General features: G+C 69.0%; 15 protein-coding genes and 3 pseudogenes. 5 read left to right on the forward strand and 13 right to left on the reverse strand.

Annotation, left to right across the window (positions count from 1 at the left end):
* Window positions 1-4: 4 nt before the first annotated feature.
* Genes ASC87_RS04355 through ASC87_RS04380 form a run of 6 tightly spaced genes read right to left on the reverse strand, consistent with a single transcriptional unit; the run spans window position 5 to window position 6,446 of the window.
* Entirely contained in the window at window positions 5-784 is a 780-nt protein-coding gene (locus ASC87_RS04355; RefSeq protein WP_056657251.1) for an ABC transporter ATP-binding protein, read from the reverse strand.
* A gap of 10 nt (window positions 785-794) precedes the next feature.
* Entirely contained in the window at window positions 795-1,658 is an 864-nt protein-coding gene (locus ASC87_RS04360) for an ABC transporter ATP-binding protein (RefSeq protein WP_200954304.1), read from the reverse strand.
* Window positions 1,659-1,663: 5 nt separating this feature from the next.
* Entirely contained in the window at window positions 1,664-2,575 is a 912-nt protein-coding gene (locus ASC87_RS04365) for an ABC transporter permease (protein WP_056657262.1), read from the reverse strand.
* On the reverse strand, window positions 2,572-3,639 hold the full coding sequence (locus tag ASC87_RS04370) for an ABC transporter permease (protein ID WP_200954305.1): 1,068 nt from the start codon (window positions 3,637-3,639) through the stop codon (window positions 2,572-2,574). Before ASC87_RS04370 ends, ASC87_RS04365 begins: the two co-directional genes overlap by 4 nt.
* A gap of 24 nt (window positions 3,640-3,663) precedes the next feature.
* Complete coding sequence (locus ASC87_RS04375; protein WP_082568385.1) at window positions 3,664-5,277, reverse strand: ABC transporter substrate-binding protein; 1,614 nt, start codon at window positions 5,275-5,277, stop codon at window positions 3,664-3,666.
* A 14-nt stretch (window positions 5,278-5,291) separates the two neighbouring features.
* Complete coding sequence (locus ASC87_RS04380; RefSeq protein WP_056657268.1) at window positions 5,292-6,446, reverse strand: mandelate racemase family protein; 1,155 nt, start codon at window positions 6,444-6,446, stop codon at window positions 5,292-5,294.
* Window positions 6,447-6,619: 173 nt separating this feature from the next.
* Between ASC87_RS04380 and ASC87_RS04385 the strand changes: the two genes are divergently transcribed.
* The 3 genes from ASC87_RS04385 (at window position 6,620) to ASC87_RS04395 (ending at window position 10,607) form a co-directional block, all read left to right on the forward strand.
* Entirely contained in the window at window positions 6,620-7,372 is a 753-nt protein-coding gene (locus ASC87_RS04385; RefSeq protein WP_056657271.1) for a FadR/GntR family transcriptional regulator, read from the forward strand.
* Window positions 7,373-7,529: 157 nt separating this feature from the next.
* Window positions 7,530-8,555: a porin gene (locus tag ASC87_RS04390; protein ID WP_056657277.1), complete on the forward strand. Its 1,026-nt coding sequence runs from the start codon at window positions 7,530-7,532 to the stop codon at window positions 8,553-8,555.
* A 270-nt stretch (window positions 8,556-8,825) separates the two neighbouring features.
* Window positions 8,826-10,607 carry a methyl-accepting chemotaxis protein gene (locus ASC87_RS04395; protein ID WP_056657280.1) on the forward strand — a complete coding sequence of 594 codons (1,782 nt, stop codon included), beginning with the start codon at window positions 8,826-8,828 and terminating at the stop codon, window positions 10,605-10,607.
* Window positions 10,608-10,630: 23 nt separating this feature from the next.
* Here the strand turns inward: ASC87_RS04395 and ASC87_RS04400 are convergent, their stop codons facing one another.
* From ASC87_RS04400 to ASC87_RS32595, 7 genes and pseudogenes are all read right to left on the reverse strand, one after another.
* On the reverse strand, window positions 10,631-11,521 hold the full coding sequence (locus tag ASC87_RS04400) for an alpha/beta fold hydrolase (RefSeq protein WP_056657283.1): 891 nt from the start codon (window positions 11,519-11,521) through the stop codon (window positions 10,631-10,633).
* Window positions 11,522-11,744: 223 nt separating this feature from the next.
* Window positions 11,745-12,089, reverse strand: a complete 345-nt coding sequence (locus ASC87_RS32680) for a hypothetical protein (protein ID WP_056657285.1) — start codon at window positions 12,087-12,089, stop codon at window positions 11,745-11,747.
* Window positions 12,082-12,772, reverse strand: a 691-nt coding sequence (locus ASC87_RS31585; protein WP_235582046.1) for a methyl-accepting chemotaxis protein, incomplete at its 5' end; no start/stop codon positions are given. The genes ASC87_RS31585 and ASC87_RS32680, both read right to left, overlap by 8 nt.
* A gap of 1 nt (window position 12,773) precedes the next feature.
* Window positions 12,774-13,039, reverse strand: a pseudogene (locus ASC87_RS31590) (methyl-accepting chemotaxis protein); the annotation flags it as partial.
* A gap of 1 nt (window position 13,040) precedes the next feature.
* Window positions 13,041-13,448: pseudogene (locus ASC87_RS33670) on the reverse strand (HAMP domain-containing protein); the annotation flags it as partial.
* Window positions 13,449-13,568: 120 nt separating this feature from the next.
* Window positions 13,569-14,312 (reverse strand): annotated as a pseudogene (locus ASC87_RS33675) (MCP four helix bundle domain-containing protein); the annotation flags it as partial.
* On the reverse strand, window positions 14,224-14,472 hold the full coding sequence (locus ASC87_RS32595) for a hypothetical protein (protein ID WP_056657292.1): 249 nt from the start codon (window positions 14,470-14,472) through the stop codon (window positions 14,224-14,226). The pseudogene ASC87_RS33675 and the gene ASC87_RS32595, both read right to left, overlap by 89 nt.
* A 160-nt stretch (window positions 14,473-14,632) precedes the next feature.
* Here ASC87_RS32595 and ASC87_RS04425 point away from each other — a divergent pair, with 160 nt between their 5' ends.
* Together ASC87_RS04425 and ASC87_RS04430 are read left to right on the forward strand one after the other, a co-directional pair.
* The gene (locus tag ASC87_RS04425; protein ID WP_056657298.1) at window positions 14,633-15,760 is read left to right on the forward strand and encodes an aminotransferase class V-fold PLP-dependent enzyme; all 1,128 of its coding nucleotides are present in this window, start codon (window positions 14,633-14,635) and stop codon (window positions 15,758-15,760) included.
* 26 nt (window positions 15,761-15,786) lie between these two features.
* Window positions 15,787-15,975 (forward strand): hypothetical protein, encoded by a 189-nt coding sequence (locus ASC87_RS04430; RefSeq protein WP_056657301.1) that lies wholly within the window; start codon window positions 15,787-15,789, stop codon window positions 15,973-15,975.
* Window positions 15,976-15,981: the final 6 nt, after the last annotated feature.

The following is a 15,981-nucleotide window of genomic DNA, read 5'->3' on the forward strand; positions in this document are numbered from 1 at the left end:
GCGTTCAGGCGGCCGCCTCGGCCAGCGGCCGGGAGGCGCCGTCGGCGCGGCTCGAGGCCACGAGCAGGCGCGTGTAGGGGTGTTGCGCCTGGTCGTCGCACAGCGCGTCCACGGTGAGGCATTCGAGGATGCGCCCTTGCTGCATCACGGCCACCCGGTCACACAGGTGGGCCACCACCCCGAGGTCGTGGCTGACCATCAGGTAGGTGAGGCCGTCGCGCTCGCGGAGCCCGTCGAGCAGGTTCAGGATCTCGGCCTGCACCGACACGTCGAGCGCCGACGTGGGCTCGTCGAGCAGCAGGATGCGGGGCTGCAGCACCAGCGCACGTGCGATGGCCACGCGCTGGCGCTGGCCACCGGACAGCTGGTGCGGGTAGCGGAAGCGGAAGTCGCCGTTCAGGCCCACCTTGTCGAGGATGGCATCGATGCGCTCGGCCTCGTGGTCGAGCCCGTGGATGCGCAGCGGTTCGGCGAGCGCCGTGTACACCGTGTGGCGCGGGTGCAGCGAACCGTAGGGGTCCTGGAACACCATCTGGACCTGGCGGCAGCGGTCGCGGTCCAGCCGGCCCGCGAGCGTCTTGCCGGCGATGCGCAGTTCGCCGCGCCAGTGCGAATACTGCCCGGCCAGGCAGCGCAGCACCGTGGTCTTGCCCGACCCGGATTCGCCCACGAGGCCGAACGACTCGCCGGCGTTCACCTCCAGCGTCACGCGGTCGAGCACCTGGTTCGCGGCCGCACCGTGGCCGAAGGCCAGCGAGAGGGAGTTCACTTCGATGAGGGGCATGACGTGTCTTTCAGGCAGTGAGCCAGGCGGCGTCGCGTTGCAGCACCGGCAGCGTGTCGCGGCGGCGGTCGAGGCTGGGCAACGCGTCCAGCAGGCCGCGGGTGTAGGGGTGTTCTGCGTGCTGCAGGTCGGCCGCCGCGATGGATTCGACGATCCGCCCCGCGTACATCACGAGCACCCGGTCGCAGAAGTGGCGCACGAGGTTCAGGTCGTGGCTGATGAACAGCAGGCCGAGGCCCCGCGCGCCCACCAGTTCGTCGAGCACGGACAGCACCTGCTGGCGCACCGACACGTCCAGCGCCGACGTGGGTTCGTCGGCAATGACGATCTCGGGCTCCTGGATCAGCATCATCGCGATCATGATGCGCTGCCCCATGCCGCCGGAAACCTCGTGCGGGTACTGCGCGTACACCCGCTGGGGTTCGCGGATGCGCACCGACTCGAGCATCGCGAGGGCCCGGTCGCGGGCTTCGTGCTTCGACGCCTTGTGGTGGGCCAGGTACGCCTCGGCGATCTGGTCCCCGACGCGCATCACGGGGTTCAGCGAGTACTTCGGGTCCTGCATGATCATGGACATGCGGCGGCCGCGGATGCCCCGCATCGTGCGTTCGTCGGCCGCGAGCAGGTCGATGCCGCCGAACGACAGCGTGTCCGCGCGGATGTGTGCGCTGCGCGGGTGCAGCTTCAGCAGCGAGCGGCCGACGGTCGACTTGCCCGAGCCGGACTCACCGACGATGGCCACCTTCTCGCGGGACAGCTGGAACGACACCCCGCGCACGGCCGGGATGAGGGTGTGGCCCGACTGGAACCCGACGTCCAGGTTGCGCACGTCGAGCTTCGGGGGAGAGGATGGGGAGGGAGAGGTCATGGGCATCACCTTCATTCGCCGCGAGGGTCGAGGACGTCGTAGAGGCCGTCGCCGAGCAGGTTGAACGCGAGGCTCACGAGCAGGATCGCCGCCCCGGGGATCGCCACCATCCACCAGCTGTCCATCATGTAGCGGCGGCCTTCGGAGATCATCGCGCCCCACTCGGGCAGCGGGGCCTGCGCGCCCAGCCCGAGGAAGCCGAGGCCGGCGGCCGTGAGGATGATGGCGGCCATGTTCATGGTCAGGCGAACGACCACCGACGAGAGGCACAGCGGCACGATGTGGCGCACGAGGATGCGCAGCGGCGAGGCACCTTGCAGTTGCGCGACCACGATGAAATCGGCCTTGCGCAGCGACAGGGTCTCGGCGCGCGCGAGCCGCGCGATGGGCGGCCATGCGGTGAGCGCGATGGCGATCACCGCATGGTCGAGCCCCGGGCCGAGCGCGGCCACGAACGCGAGCGCCAGCACCAGGCTCGGGAACGAGATGAAGATGTCGGTCACGCGCATGAACACGGTGTCGATCCAGCCCCCGAAGTAGCCCGAGGTCACGCCCACGGCCAGGCCGATCGGCCCCACCACCACCGTCACGAGCGACACGATGTAGAGCGTGATGCGCGAGCCGTGCACGAGGCGGCTGAAGAGGTCGCGGCCGAACTCGTCGGTGCCGAACCAGTGCGCCGCGCCAGGCGGCTGCAGGGCGTGCGCGAGGTTGTGCGCGAGCGGGTCGTGGGTGGCGATCCATGGTGCGAACAGCGCCACGATCACCACCAGCGCGATCACGGCGGCGCCCGCCAGCGTGAGGGGGTTGGACAGCAGCCGGGCCAGGCCGTTCGAGAGGTCGCGCAGCAAGGCCTGGGCGCCCGAACGGGGCACGGTCGTCCGCCGGGCCGAGGAGGGCAGGGTAGGGGCGATCGTGGTCATGGGCGGGTCCGGGGGTCGAAGACTTGGTACAGCGCGTCCGAGAGGAGGTTGAGCGCGACGAACACGACGCCCACCACGAGCACCGAACCCATCACCGCGTTCATGTCGCCGAGCAGCAGGCTGCTGGTGAGGTACTGGCCGAAGCCGGGCCAGCCGAACACGGTCTCGATCAGCACCGCGCCTTCGAGCAGCCCGCCGTAGGACAGCGCGACGATGGTCAGCAGCTGCACGAGGATGTTGCGGAACGCGTGCCGCCAGACCACCGCCGTCTCGGACAGGCCCTTGACCCTGGCGGTCAGCACGTACTCCTGCGACAGCTGCGCGAGCATGAAGCTGCGGGTCATGCGGCTGATGTAGGCCACCGCGTGCAATCCGAGGATGCCCGCCGGCAGCGCGATGAACCGGAGCGCGCTCGCGAACACCTCCCACTCGCCGGCCATGGCCGAGTCCACGAGCAGCAGGCCGGTCACCGGTGAGACGAGCCCGTCGAAGGCGAGGTCCACCCGCCCCGTGCCGCCGGCCCAGCCGAGCCAGGCGTAGAACACCAGCAGGCCCATCATGCCGAACCAGAAGATGGGCGTGGAGTGCCCGAACAGGCTGACCAGCCGCACCACGTGGTCACCGAGCCGGCCGCGCCGCGTGGCGGCGTACACCCCGAGCGGCACCCCCACCAGCGTGCCGATCACGATCGCGAGGGTGGCGAGTTCGACCGTGGCGGGCAGCACCCGCGCGAGGTCGTCGCGCACCGGGTGGCCGGTCAACAGCGCCTTGCCGAGGTCACCGTGCGAGAGGTCGCGGAGGTAGTAGCCGAACTGCACGACGAGTGGGCGGTCGAGGCCAAGCTGCTGGCGCACCTGGTTGTAGGTGGACCGGTCGGCATCGGGCCCGACGATCGACAGCACCGGATCAAGCGGCATGACGCGGCCGATCACGAAGGTCAGGAACAGCAGGCCGAGCAGGGTGAGCAGCACGCTGGCCAGCCGGTGGCTGGCCAGACGCAGGCGCCGCGTGGTGTTGCTGGCGATCCGGGGGGCCGGAAGCGGGGGAGCGGAAACGGTGGACACGGGGGACTCCTGGGATGCGGCCGGTCAGCGCTGCTTGTGGACGTCGCGCAGCCGCGTCGTGACCGAGGGGTGGCCCACGTAGCCGCGCACGTCCTTGCGCATCACCACCGTGTCCACCATCTGCGAGATGGGCTGGATGGCCGGCATCTCGCTGTCGAAGCGGCGCTGCACCGCCTGGTAGGCGGCCGCCTGCCTGGCGGGATCGGTGACCAGCAGCGCGCCTTCGATCAGCTGGTTCAGCTTCGGGTCGATGAAGGCCGTGCGCCAGCCCTGGAAGTTCGTGAGGCGGGCCTGGTCGCTGTTGTCGGGGTTGTAGACCAGTGCGCGCAGGCTCGAATGGGGATGGGGTTCTGCACCGCCGCCGCCGCGGCCGACGATGATCTCGAAGTTGCGTTCCCGCATGGCGCCATACACCTGGTTGCCGGTGCCCGGCAGGATGCTCGCCTCGATGCCGGCCTGCGCCAGCGAGGCCTGCAGGCTGGTGGCGATGTTCGTGAACGGCGACTCTGCCACCACGCGGATGGTGGTCTTGAAGCCGCCGGGATGGCCCGCGGCGGTGAGCAGCTTCTTGGCGCCCGCCACATCGAGCTTGTAGCCGGGCTCGGGCAGCGTGGCCGGCAGGCCGAGCGGCACGGGGCGCTGGTGGTACACGCCGTAGTAGGGCATCACCGTCTTGTTGATGCCGTCGTAGTCCACGAGGTGGCGCAGGATCGCCTCGCGCACGCGCTTGTCGGCGAACTTCGGGTCCTTCGCGCTCACGGCCACGTAGTACAGGGTGCCCCGGTTCACCGAATGCACCTCGGTGTCGGGCGCGGCCTTCATGGCCTCGATGTCGGGGACCGACATGCCGGTAGCGATGTCGATGTCGCCCCGCCCGAGCATCAGCCGCAGCGACTGCGATTCGGTCATGTGCCGCATCACCACCCGCCGCAGCTTGGCCGGCCCGCGCCAGTGGCCGTCGAAGCGGCTCATGAACAGCACTTCCTTGGCCCGCCATTCGTCGAGCGTGAACGGGCCGGAGCCGGCGGCGTGGGTGGTGAGCCAGCCGGCGCCGAGGTCGCCGTTCTTCTCGTTGGCCAGCACCGTCTTGCGGTCGAGCACCACGGCGCCGACCGACGTGCCGAGGGTGTAGAGCACCATCTTCGGGTCGGTGGGGGCCGGGAGGTCGATCACGAGCGTGGTGGCGTCGGTGGCCCGCACGTGCTCGGCCACGTTCTGCGCGGTGAACCCGTAGCTCTTCCACGGCGAGGCGAGGGCCAGGTTCAGCTTGAGCACCCGCTGCAGCGACCAGGCCGCGTCCTCGGCGGTGACCGGGTTGCCCGAATGGAACTTCGCACCCTGGCGCAACGTGAAGGTGATGCGCCGGCCGTCGGGTGCGATCTTCCAGCTGTCGGCCAGGCCCGGCCGCACCGTGGTGGTCTGGAGCGGGTCGAGTTCGACGAGGTAGTCGTACACGTTGCAGGCGATCTCGACCACGTCGTTGCCGGTGGCGCCGGCGGGGTCGAGGGAGAGCAGGTTGTTCATGCTGACCCCGATCACGAGCTGGTCGTTCGGGGTGCGGGCCATCGCGCCTTGCCAGGCGCCGGCGATCAGCGAGACGGCAAGGGCGCAGGCGCGCATCGTGCGGGAGGTGTTCATGGGGGGGCGTCCGGTCAGTACGTCGAAACCGTGTGGGCGGCGATGTAGTCGAAATCGATGTCCTCGCCGAGCCCGGGCTGCCGGGACAGGTGCACGTACCCCTCGTTGTCCATGGGGTCGGCGAGGCGGCGCAGGTAGGCGGGCACCTCGTCGTAGTCCAGGAACGGGTGCAGCAGGCCGCGCTCGTACCAGCGGCAGTTCTTGATGGCGGCACACACGGCGAGGTTGGCCGCGCCGTTGCCGTGCACCTCGCAGTTCATGCCAAAGGCCTCCGCGAGGTGGGCCACCTTGAGCGTCGGGCCGATACCGCCCGTGCCGGCCACGCCCGCACGCAGGATGTCGCAGGCACCGGCCTGCACCCAGTCGGCCCGGCTGTGGTGTTTGCCGGACAGGCTCTCGGGCCCGATGACGGGGATGTCCAGCTGGCCGGACAGCCAGGCGTACGACGCCATGCTCTGTTCGTTCATCATTTCCTCGAACCACGAGAACCCGAGCTTCTCCAGCGCCCGGCCGATGCGCAGTGCGTCGGTGCGGCTGTAGTTGTGGTAACCGTCGAGCATCAGTTCGATGCCCGGGCCCACGGCTTCGCGGACGGCCGCACAGGCCTTGATGTCCATCGCCGGATCGGGGGCGAACGACACCGGCGGCATCCACGTGTGGAGTTTGATCGCCTTGTAGCCGCGGTCCACGAGTTTGCGGGCAAACGCCGCGTAGTCGTCCGGCGTGGCGAGGCCGCCGGCCAGTTCGTCGCCGCACATCGTGCTGCCGTAGGCGGGCACCTTGTCGCGGTAACCGCCGATCAGCTTGTACACCGGGGTCTTCAGCGCACGCCCGGCCAGGTCCCACAGGGCCTGGTCGAAGACGGCGAGCGCGCGGTCGGTCAGCTGGCCGGCGCTGCCGCGCTGCCAGTGTTCGAGCGAATGCCACAGCTGTTCGCGCTGGAGCGGATCCTGCCCGACCAGCACCTTGCGTGCGAACGCGTCGAGCACGTGGCGTCGCACCACCTCGGGTGCCCCGAACGCGTGGCCCTGGTGGCCATCGTCCGTGGTGAGCGTGACCAGCACCTGGCGGGCGAGTGTTTCGGGGCCGGGGTGGGAATGCCCGGCGGCATCGACCGAGCGGCGAGTGGGGAAGGTGAATTCAGTGGCGCTGACGCGTTCGATTTTCATGGCGGATCTGTTGTCAGTCATCATATGAGATGCTGAATCGTAGGGCGCACATGTGATGATGTACTGAGTATTTACCCTTGTTTTATTGAGATTCTTGATGCCGGGTCGAGCGACAATGAGTGGTCGTCATATCAGTACAATCGTTCTTGAACGCCTCGAAAAGACAGCTTCTCATGCAACCCGTTCCCGCGGACGACCAGCCCATCCGGCCCATCCGGGCCAAAAGCCTGACCCACCGCCTGGTGGACGAACTGTCTGCCCGCATCCGGCAGGGGGTACTGCGGCCGGGTGACCGGGTGCCGACCGAGCCCGAGCTGGTGCGTGAATTCAGCGTGAGCCGGACGGTGGTGCGCGAGGCCATGCAGCGCTTGCAGGCCGCTGGCCTCGTCGAGACGCAGCACGGCGTGGGCACCTTTGTGCTGGCGCCGGCCCCGGCGGTGACGCTGTTGGCGCTGGGTGGCAACGAGGTGAGTTTCCCCGAGCTGCTGGCGATGCTCGAGCTGCGGATCACCGTCGAGTCCGAGGGGGCCGCGCTCGCGGCCGCTCGGCGCACCGACGACCACCTGGGCCGCATGCAGCGGGCGGTCGACGACTTCGAGTTGCACTGGAAGGCGGGTGCCAGCACCGTGGAGGATGACTACCGGTTCCACCTCCAGATCGCCGAGGCGTCGGGCAACCGCTACTTCGAGGAGGTGTTGCGCAGCCTGGGCAAGGTCACCATCGCCCGTCATCGCGGAGACGCCGCCGGCGAGCAGCCGCCCGCCAGCGCCGGCCGCCGCAAGGAGTTGGCGCACCAGGAGCACCTGGCCATCCTCGACGGCATCCGCCGCGGCGACCCGGCGGCAGCCCGGGCTGCCATGTTCATGCACCTCAACAACAGCCGCGAACGGCTGCGTCGCCTGGTGAGCGCGCCCGCGGGCTCCTGAGCAGGGGGCCAGGGCGCCGCTTTTGGCGCCAATCGAGGGTTTTCACTGTTCCGCGATCCGCGGTGGCTACACATATGATGTCTGACGACATATGATGGCTCGCTGCAGAGGGGCATCGGATGTCTCCCACATCCCCACTTCGCATTCGCAGCATCCGATGAAACCCTCCTGCATCCCGATCGCCCTGGTGTCCCTGCTGGCCGTGTCCACGGCCGCGTCCGCGCAATCCCGCCTGTCCGTGTACGGCCGGATGGACCTCGGGGTCCGCTACGCCCCCGACAACCTGGCCGTGTCTCCGGCACGCGACTGGACCGTGTCCAGCGGGTCCACCGCGCGCATCGGTTTTCGTGGCGAGGAGGTGCTGACCCCCGACCTCAGCGCCAACTTCCGCTTCGAGCACCGCTTCAAGGCGGACACGGGCGAGGTCGATGGTTCTCCGTTCTGGAAGCAGGTGGCAACCGTCGGGCTCACGAGCAAGGCCTACGGCACGGTGTTCGTCGGGCGGATGATGTCGCCGCAGGACTACCTCGGTGTCAGCGGCCGCTTCGAGGCGTTCGACGGCGACACCTATGCGGCCAGCGTGACCCGCGGCGCGAAGGCTGCGGCCAAGTGGGACAACAGCGTCTTCTACATCTCGCCGAAGATCGGTGGTTTCACGGTGCACCTGGCCGCTGCCGCGGGAGAGGGCATCCGCCGCCGCGCCGAAGGGTTCATGCTCGAGTACGCCCGCGGCCCCCTCACGGTGGCGATGACCCACGCAGTCGAGCAGGACCCGGTGGCCGGTGCCGGCGCCGGCAACGCGGTGGCCACCACCACCCTCGCGGGCCACTACGCCTTCGGGGCGGTCATCCCGATGTTCACGTACGGGCAAAGCGAAGACACCGGCGCGAGCGACGAAGGCCGCGAGCGGGTGCTGACCGTGGGCGCGCGGATCCCGGCCGGTCCTGGCGAGATCCGCCTGTCGGTGCGGCGTTTGCGCGACGACCGGCTCAACGGGGTGGACCATGCGCTGGACACGGCGTCGGACCGCGTGGGCCTCGGGTACCAGTACCGGCTCAGCAAACTCACGTCGCTGAACCTCTCGCTGGTGAACGACCGTCTGGAGACCTTCAATGCCGACGGGTCCAGCAAGTCCGACCGCACCGGGCGCGGCTTCGAACTGACCCTTCGTCAGATTTTCTGAGGCCCCCCAGAGGCGGGCTGCGCCCCCCCCCCCGTGGGGGTCAAGGAAAGTTGGGAGGTGGCGTTGCACCTGCTGGCGCAACACGAGGTCCGACGCTTGAAGGCGCGTGTTGAACGGGTGTTCATGCCTGGGTTGCCAACGCGATGTGTAACCACGGGGCGCATGGGGCTCCAGTATCGGCTCGCCGTGCCGATACAGCACAGGGACCCTCCGGTCCGTGGTTCTTGCATGTCACCACGGCGCCGGAGATCCGCCATCAAAGGATTATTCATGCGTGTGTTCTCGTTTGCCAGCCGATCGATCGGCCAGCGCCTGGCCGGAGTGCTGGGTCTGGTGCTGTTGATCTCATTCACCGGTTCCAGCCTCGGCTACTGGGCGCTCGCCCAGGCGGCGCGTGAGACCCGGGCCATGTACACGGACAGCCTTGCCACCGAACGCCTGGCGTCTGACTGGTACCGCAACATCAGCGCGGGCGTGTTCCGCACCACCGCCATCGCCGCGAGCAGCGATTCGAGCCTGGCCGACTTCTTCGCGGCCTCGGCCGCCGAGGCGTCGAAGCAGTCGAGCGAACTCCAGAAGGCGCTCGACGAACGGATGCAGAGCCCGGCCGAACGCGCGGCGTTCGACAAGCTGACCGAGGTGCGCAAGGACTACATCGCTGCCCGTGACGCCATCAGTGCGGCGCGCAAGGCCGGGGACGCCGACCAGGCCAAGCAGATCCTCGAGACGCGGTTCAAGCCGCTGGCCGTGAGCTACCAGGACAACATCAAGAACATCGTGCAGGCCCAGCGTGATGAACTGGACGCCGCAGCGCAGCGCGTCGAGGCGGCCAACAGTGCCGCGCGCACCGGCCTGATCGTCTTTGCGCTGTGCGCGCTGGGTGTGGGCGGGGTGCTGTCCGCATGGCTGTCGCGCTCGATCACCCGCCCGCTGCGCGAGGCCGGCGAGGTGGCCGATGCCATCGCCCGCTTCGACCTCACCCGCCCGATCACCGTGCGCGGCCAGGACGAGACCAGCCGCCTCATGCAATCGCTGCAGACCATGCAGGCCGCATTGCTCAAGCTGATCGGTGAAGTGCGCGGCTCGACGGAAAGCATCAGCACCGCCAGCACCGAGATTGCCGTGGGCAACCAGGACTTGTCTTCCCGCACCGAACAGACCGCGGCCAACCTGCAGCAGGCGGCCGCTTCCATGACGCAGCTGACCGGCACGGTGCGCCAGACCGCTGCCGCGGCGAGCACCGCCAACCAGCTGGCCAGCTCGGCCACGGAAGTGGCACAGCGCGGTGGGCGCGTCGTCTCCGAGGTGGTGGCAACGATGGAGGAGATCAGCCACAGCTCGAAGAAGATCAACGACATCATCGGCGTGATCGACGGCATCGCCTTCCAGACCAACATCCTCGCGCTGAATGCCGCGGTGGAAGCCGCGCGGGCCGGCGAGCAGGGCCGAGGCTTTGCCGTGGTGGCCAGCGAAGTGCGTTCGCTCGCGCAGCGTTCGGCTGGTGCCGCCAAGGAGATCAAGGCCCTGATCGGGGCCAGCGTGGAGCGCGTGGAATCGGGCACGCAGCTCGTGCAGAACGCGGGCGCCACGATGACCGAGATCGTGACCAGCGTGCAGCGCGTGACCGACATCATTGCCGAGATCAGCGCCGCGTCGCACGAACAAAGCGATGGCATCGGCCAGATCAACGTGGCGGTGACCCAGCTCGACGACATGACGCAGCAGAATGCGGCGCTTGTGGAAGAGTCGGCCGCCGCCGCGGAGAGCCTGCGGGGTCAGTCCGGCCGCCTGCAGGAGGCCATCGCCGTGTTCCGGCTGCACGACGGGGCGAAAGCACCTGCACCCGCGGCATGGGTGCCGGCGCCCGCCGTGAAACCCCGCGGGGTCTCGCCGGCCGCGGCGGTGAAGCCCGCCTTGAAATCACCGCTGAAGGCCGGGGTGAAAGCCGCTGCGAAACCTGCGGTCAAGGTGGCTGCAGCGCCTGTGGGCAAACCGGTGCCCTCGCCGTCACCCGCGGCATCCGGCAGCACGGACGACTGGGAAAGCTTCTGAGCCCAGGGCAGGCTTGGCGCCGCTCAGGCCCAGGAGGCCAGCGCCCCGGCCACGCGGTCGGGGCATTCTTCCGGAATGAAATGCCCTGCCGGCACGCCTTCGCCGGTGACATGGCCCGCACACTGCGCGGTCCACAGCGCCATCGGGTCGAACAGCCGGTGCACTACCCCGCGCGCACCCCACTGCAGATGCAGGTCGCAAACGATCTTGTCACCCGCCGCGCGTGATGCGCGGTCGTGTTCGAGGTCGATGCTGGCACTGGCCCGGTAGTCCTCGCACATGGCGTGGATGGCCTCGGGGGTGAAACACCGCTCGTACTCGGCCAGGGCCTCGGGCTCGATGCCCGTGAGTCCCTGTCCGCCCCAGCCGCCGAGCTTGTGGTGCAGGTAGGCGATGGGGTCGCCGCCGATCATGCGCTCGGGCAGCGGCGCCGGCTGGATCAGGTGGAACCAGTGGTAGTAGGCCCGCGCGAACGCCATGTCGGTAGCCGCGTACATGTCGAGCGTGGGTGCGATGTCTACCAGGCACAGCCGCTCGACGGCGGCAGGGTGGTCGAGCGCGAGCCGGTGCGCCACGCGGCCGCCGCGGTCGTGTCCGCACAGCGCGAACCGCGGGTGGCCGAGCGACTGCATCAGCGCCACCATGTCGCGCGCCATCGCCCGCTTGCTGTACATCGCGTGATCGCCGCCACCCGTGGGCTTCGACGAGTCGCCGTATCCCCGCAGGTCGGGCATCACAAGGAAGAAGCGGTCTGCGAGTTGCCGGGCCACCCGGTGCCAGATGGCGTGGGTCTGCGGAAACCCGTGCAGGAGCAACAGCGGCGGGCCGCCGGCGAGGCCGCCGGTGCGCGCGAAGATGTGTTGCCCGTTGACCGCGTGCGTGCGCGCGTCGAAACCGTCGAACCAATTGCCCATGGTGGTGTCAGGCGGCGGCCACGACGGCCCGTCGCAGGCGGTCGGACAGGATGCGGGGCAGGGTCATGCTTGTCTCCGTTTCGAAGGGTCCGGCGGTGCGAAAGGCGCAGGAATGCCCGCCGCCGCCGGCGGCTTTGACGTCGCCGAGGGCGAGGGACGGTGAGGGGGCGCTCAAGGGGGCTCGGGTCGCGGGGGCGGCGTCTCGATGATGGCGCCCGCGCGATCAGGCCTTCTTCGGCGGTGCGTCGACGGCGGCGCCGGGGTCCTCCTCGCCCGCTGCGGATTCGTTCTCCAGGTCGATGCCGCTCGGCTCGCCGCCGGTGGCCGAGTGGGTCTTGCCCGGGTCGCTCTGGCCGGGCCGGAGGGTCCAGTCAGTCTTGTCCTTGTCGGTGGTGATCTGGCGGTCCGCGTGCATCGCCGCGCTGGGCGAGATGGGGTCGCTGGCCGGGAAGGTCTCGTCGAGCGACTCGTCGAGCAATTCCTGGTAGGTGGGCACCTTCTCGGCGGGCTTTTTCCCCTTGCCATCGAGTCGGCGGGCTTCCTTCTGCTGGGCGTGGGTGTCATGCATGGCGGTTCTCCTGCTGTGCCACCTCCGTTGTACAGCAATGGGCATTCCCGGGCTCGCGGGTGGGCCGGCGCGCGGTGCGCCAGGGGGCCGCCGCTGGCGTCGGCGCCGCGGGGGCCGGTTGCGGCTTGAACACGGGCCGCACCACCTGCGCCGGCGGGCGCTTCACCGGGGCTGGCGCGGGCGGTTGTGCCGCCGCAGGGCGGGCACCCGTGCTGCCGGTGCGGAACACCGACACCGCGGTGAGCAGGTCCTGCGCCTGGCGCCGGAGGCTCTCGGCGGCGGCCGCGGATTCTTCCACCAGCGCGGCGTTCTGCTGCGTGGCCTGGTCCATCTGGGTCACGGCTTCACCCACCTGGGCCACGCCGCTGCTCTGTTCGGCGCTGGCGGCGCTGATCTCGCCCATGATGTCGGTGACCCGGCGGATCGCCGATACCACTTCCTGCATCGTGACACCGGCCCGGTCCACGAGGGTCGTGCCCTGGTCCACGCGTTCGACGCTGTCGCTGATGAGGGTCTTGATCTCCTTGGCGGCTTCCGCGCTGCGTTGCGCGAGTGAACGCACCTCGCTGGCCACCACCGCGAAACCGCGGCCCTGTTCGCCTGCGCGTGCGGCTTCCACCGCGGCGTTCAGCGCGAGGATGTTCGTCTGGAACGCGATGCCGTCGATGACGCTGATGATGTCGNCCGCGGCCCTGTTCGCCTGCGCGTGCGGCTTCCACCGCGGCGTTCAGCGCGAGGATGTTCGTCTGGAACGCGATGCCGTCGATGACGCTGATGATGTCGACGATCTTCTTCGAGCTGGCGTTGATGCCTTTCATCGTGTCCACCACGCGGCTCACCACTTCACCGCCTTGAACGGCCACCGTGGAGGCGCCCATCGCGAGCTGGTTGGCCTGGCGGGCGTTGTCGGCGTTCTGCTTGACGGTGCTCGACAGCTCTTCCATCGACGCNTTGAACGGCCACCGTGGAGGCGCCCATCGCGAGCTGGTTGGCCTGGCGGGCGTTGTCGGCGTTCTGCTTGACGGTGCTCGACAGCTCTTCCATCGACGCCGCCGTTTCCTCCAGCGCGCTCGCCTGTTGTTCGGTGCGGGCGCTCAGGTCGTTGTTGCCGGACGAGATCTCGGCGCTGGCCGTGGCCACGCCTTCGGCGTTCTGGCGAACCCCGTCCACGATGGTGCGCAGGCGATCCTGCATGCGCGCGAGCGATTCGCGCAGCCGGCCCATCTCGTCGCGGGTGCCGGCCACGATGGGCTGGCTCAGGTCGCCGTCGGCGATGCGGTCGGCATCGCGGATCGCGCCGAGCACGGCACCGGAGAGGCTGCGTGCGCTCAGCAGCGCGATGGCCACGCCCATCACGACCATCAGTCCGAGGGTGCCGCACAGCATCATGAGGGACTGGCGGTAGATGTCGTGCACGCGCTGGCCGGCCTTGGCCGTGCCTTCCGCGTTGTAGGCGATCAGGCGGGTGAGGGCGGCATCGGCCGTCACGAACGTCTGGGTGCCCGGGCCTGCGAGCACGGCCTTGGCGCCCGCCATGTCGACTTCGCGCACCATCTTCAGCACGCCCGGCATCAGGGCCTGGAATGCCTTCCAGTTCGTCTCGAACGGCTCGAAGAGTGCGCGTTCCTCGGGGCTCGAGATCAGCGCGGCGTAGGCCTCGCGGCTGGCCTCCACATGTTTGGCGAGGGCGGTGAGTTCCTTGTCGAGGGCCACCACGGCGGCGTCGCTGTCGGTCAGCAGCAGCCGAAGGCGGGCCGCGCGGGCGTTGCCCAGGTCGTGGTTGAGTTCACCCAGCACCTGCATGCCGGCCACCCATTTGCTGACCACGGCGGCGGATTCGTCCTCGACGGCCGAGAGGCGCTGCAGCGACAGCAGGCTCTGCAGGGCGGCGATCAACAGCACGATGCCGAAGCCGATGAGCAATTTGACACGGATGCTCAGGTGATGGAGGCTCATGACATGGATTTCCAGAGAGCGGGGTCCCAGGTCTTCGGCGTGTGGCGGGGGCCGATGACTGGGGTTTTCCCTGGAAAGGGTGTTCCACCTCAACGGTGCAGGCAAATTACCGGCACCGGTGGGGTCTCCCTGCTGTGCTGGCGCAGCGTGCGCAGGCGCGCACCGCTGCGTGGTGCCGTCAATGCAGCGTGGTGTCGCGCCGCAGGCGCAGGTCCGACCCCGCCACCACCAACGACCCATCGGCCGCGAGGTCCACATGACGGCCATCGGGCAGTTTGTATTCGGCCACCCCGGTGGGTTCCCATTGGTCCGGATCCGCACCGAACGCGTCGATGCGCCGTTGATGTTCGTAACCGTGCACCGAGTAGGTCTGGCCATCGCTGCCGCGCGCGGTGAAGGTCTCGAGTCGGCGGATCCGCTTTTCCATGGTGGACTCCTTTGTGGGGTGTGTTCGGGGACAAATGACTCTACGCCCCTCGTTTCGCCCATGGCCCCGATGGGGGCACTCGTCCACGGGGGGGCGCTTGGCGCAACGGAGGCAAGAGCCAGTACGATGGACGCCCACGCCTTTTCCATCGGAGCCTGCGATGCCCGGACTGCTTCCCCACATCGACCCCCAGGGTCTGCTCGAGTTCTCGGTGGTCTACACCGACCGTGCGCTCAACCACATGTCGCAGTCCTTCCAGCACGTGATGAAGGACATCTCCGCCACCCTGAAGACCGTCTACGGCGCCCGCTCGGCCATCGTCGTGCCGGGCAGCGGGTCGTTCGGCATGGAAGCGGTGGCGCGGCAGTTCGCCACCGGCCGCAAGGTGATGGTGATCCGCAACGGCTGGTTCAGCTACCGCTGGACGCAGATCTTCGAGATGGGGAACATCCCGTCGTTCGTCACGGTGTTGAAGGCGAGCCGCACGTCGCCCGACCGGCTCGCGCCGTTCGCGCCGCCGCCCATCGACGAGGTGGTGGCTGCCATCCGCGACGGCCGGCCGGAGGTGGTGTTCGCGCCCCACGTCGAAACCGCGTCCGGCATGATGCTGCCCGACGACTACCTGCGGGCCGTGGCCGATGCCGTGCATGCGGTGGGCGGGCTGTTCGTGCTCGATTGCATCGCGTCCGGGGCCATGTGGGTCGACCTGCGCGCCACCGGGGTCGACGTGCTCATCAGCGCACCGCAGAAGGGCTGGAGCTCCTCGCCGTGTGGTGCCCTCGTGGTGCTGAGCGACGAAGCCCGTGCGCGCATCGACAGCACCACCAGCACCAGCTTCGCGTGCGACCTGCGCAAGTGGCTGCAGATCATGGAAAGCTACGAGAACGGCAGCCATTCGTACCACACCACCATGCCCACCGATGCGCTGGTGCGCCTGCGCGACACGATGAAGGAAACCCAGGCCGACGGGTTCGACGTGTTGCGTGCCGCGCAGCACCGCCTGGGCCGCGAGGTGCGTGCGCTGCTGGCGCGCAAGGGATTCAAGTCGGTGGCAGCGCCGGGCTTCGAGGCGCCGGGGGTGGTGGTCAGCTACACCGAGGACCCCGAGATCCAGTCGGCCCGCAAGTTCATCGGCCAGGGCCTGCAGACGGCCGCGGGCGTGCCGCTCCAATGTGACGAGGGCACCGACTTCCGCACGTTCCGCATCGGCCTCTTCGGGCTCGAGAAGTTGCGCCACGTGGACCGCACCGTGCAGACGCTCGACCAGGCGCTGAACCAGATCGTCTGACACCCCGTTGTGGCATCATCGCCCGCGTGAAAGCACTGAAAAGCGACCTTGCCAAAGCCCTCCTGGCCGACCCTCGCGCCAAGGAGAAGCTGCGCACGTTCCTGACCACCCGCGCGTCGGCCGGGAGCGTGCCCGCGGCCGACGTGCACATCGAGGTGCAGGACCAGGGCAGGAAGGTCCGGGTCACCCCCACCGTCGTCCCCAAGGCCACCTGAGGTCCG

The organism is Rhizobacter sp. Root1221 (genome assembly GCF_001425785.1).
Lineage (GTDB): Bacteria > Pseudomonadota > Gammaproteobacteria > Burkholderiales > Burkholderiaceae_C > Rhizobacter.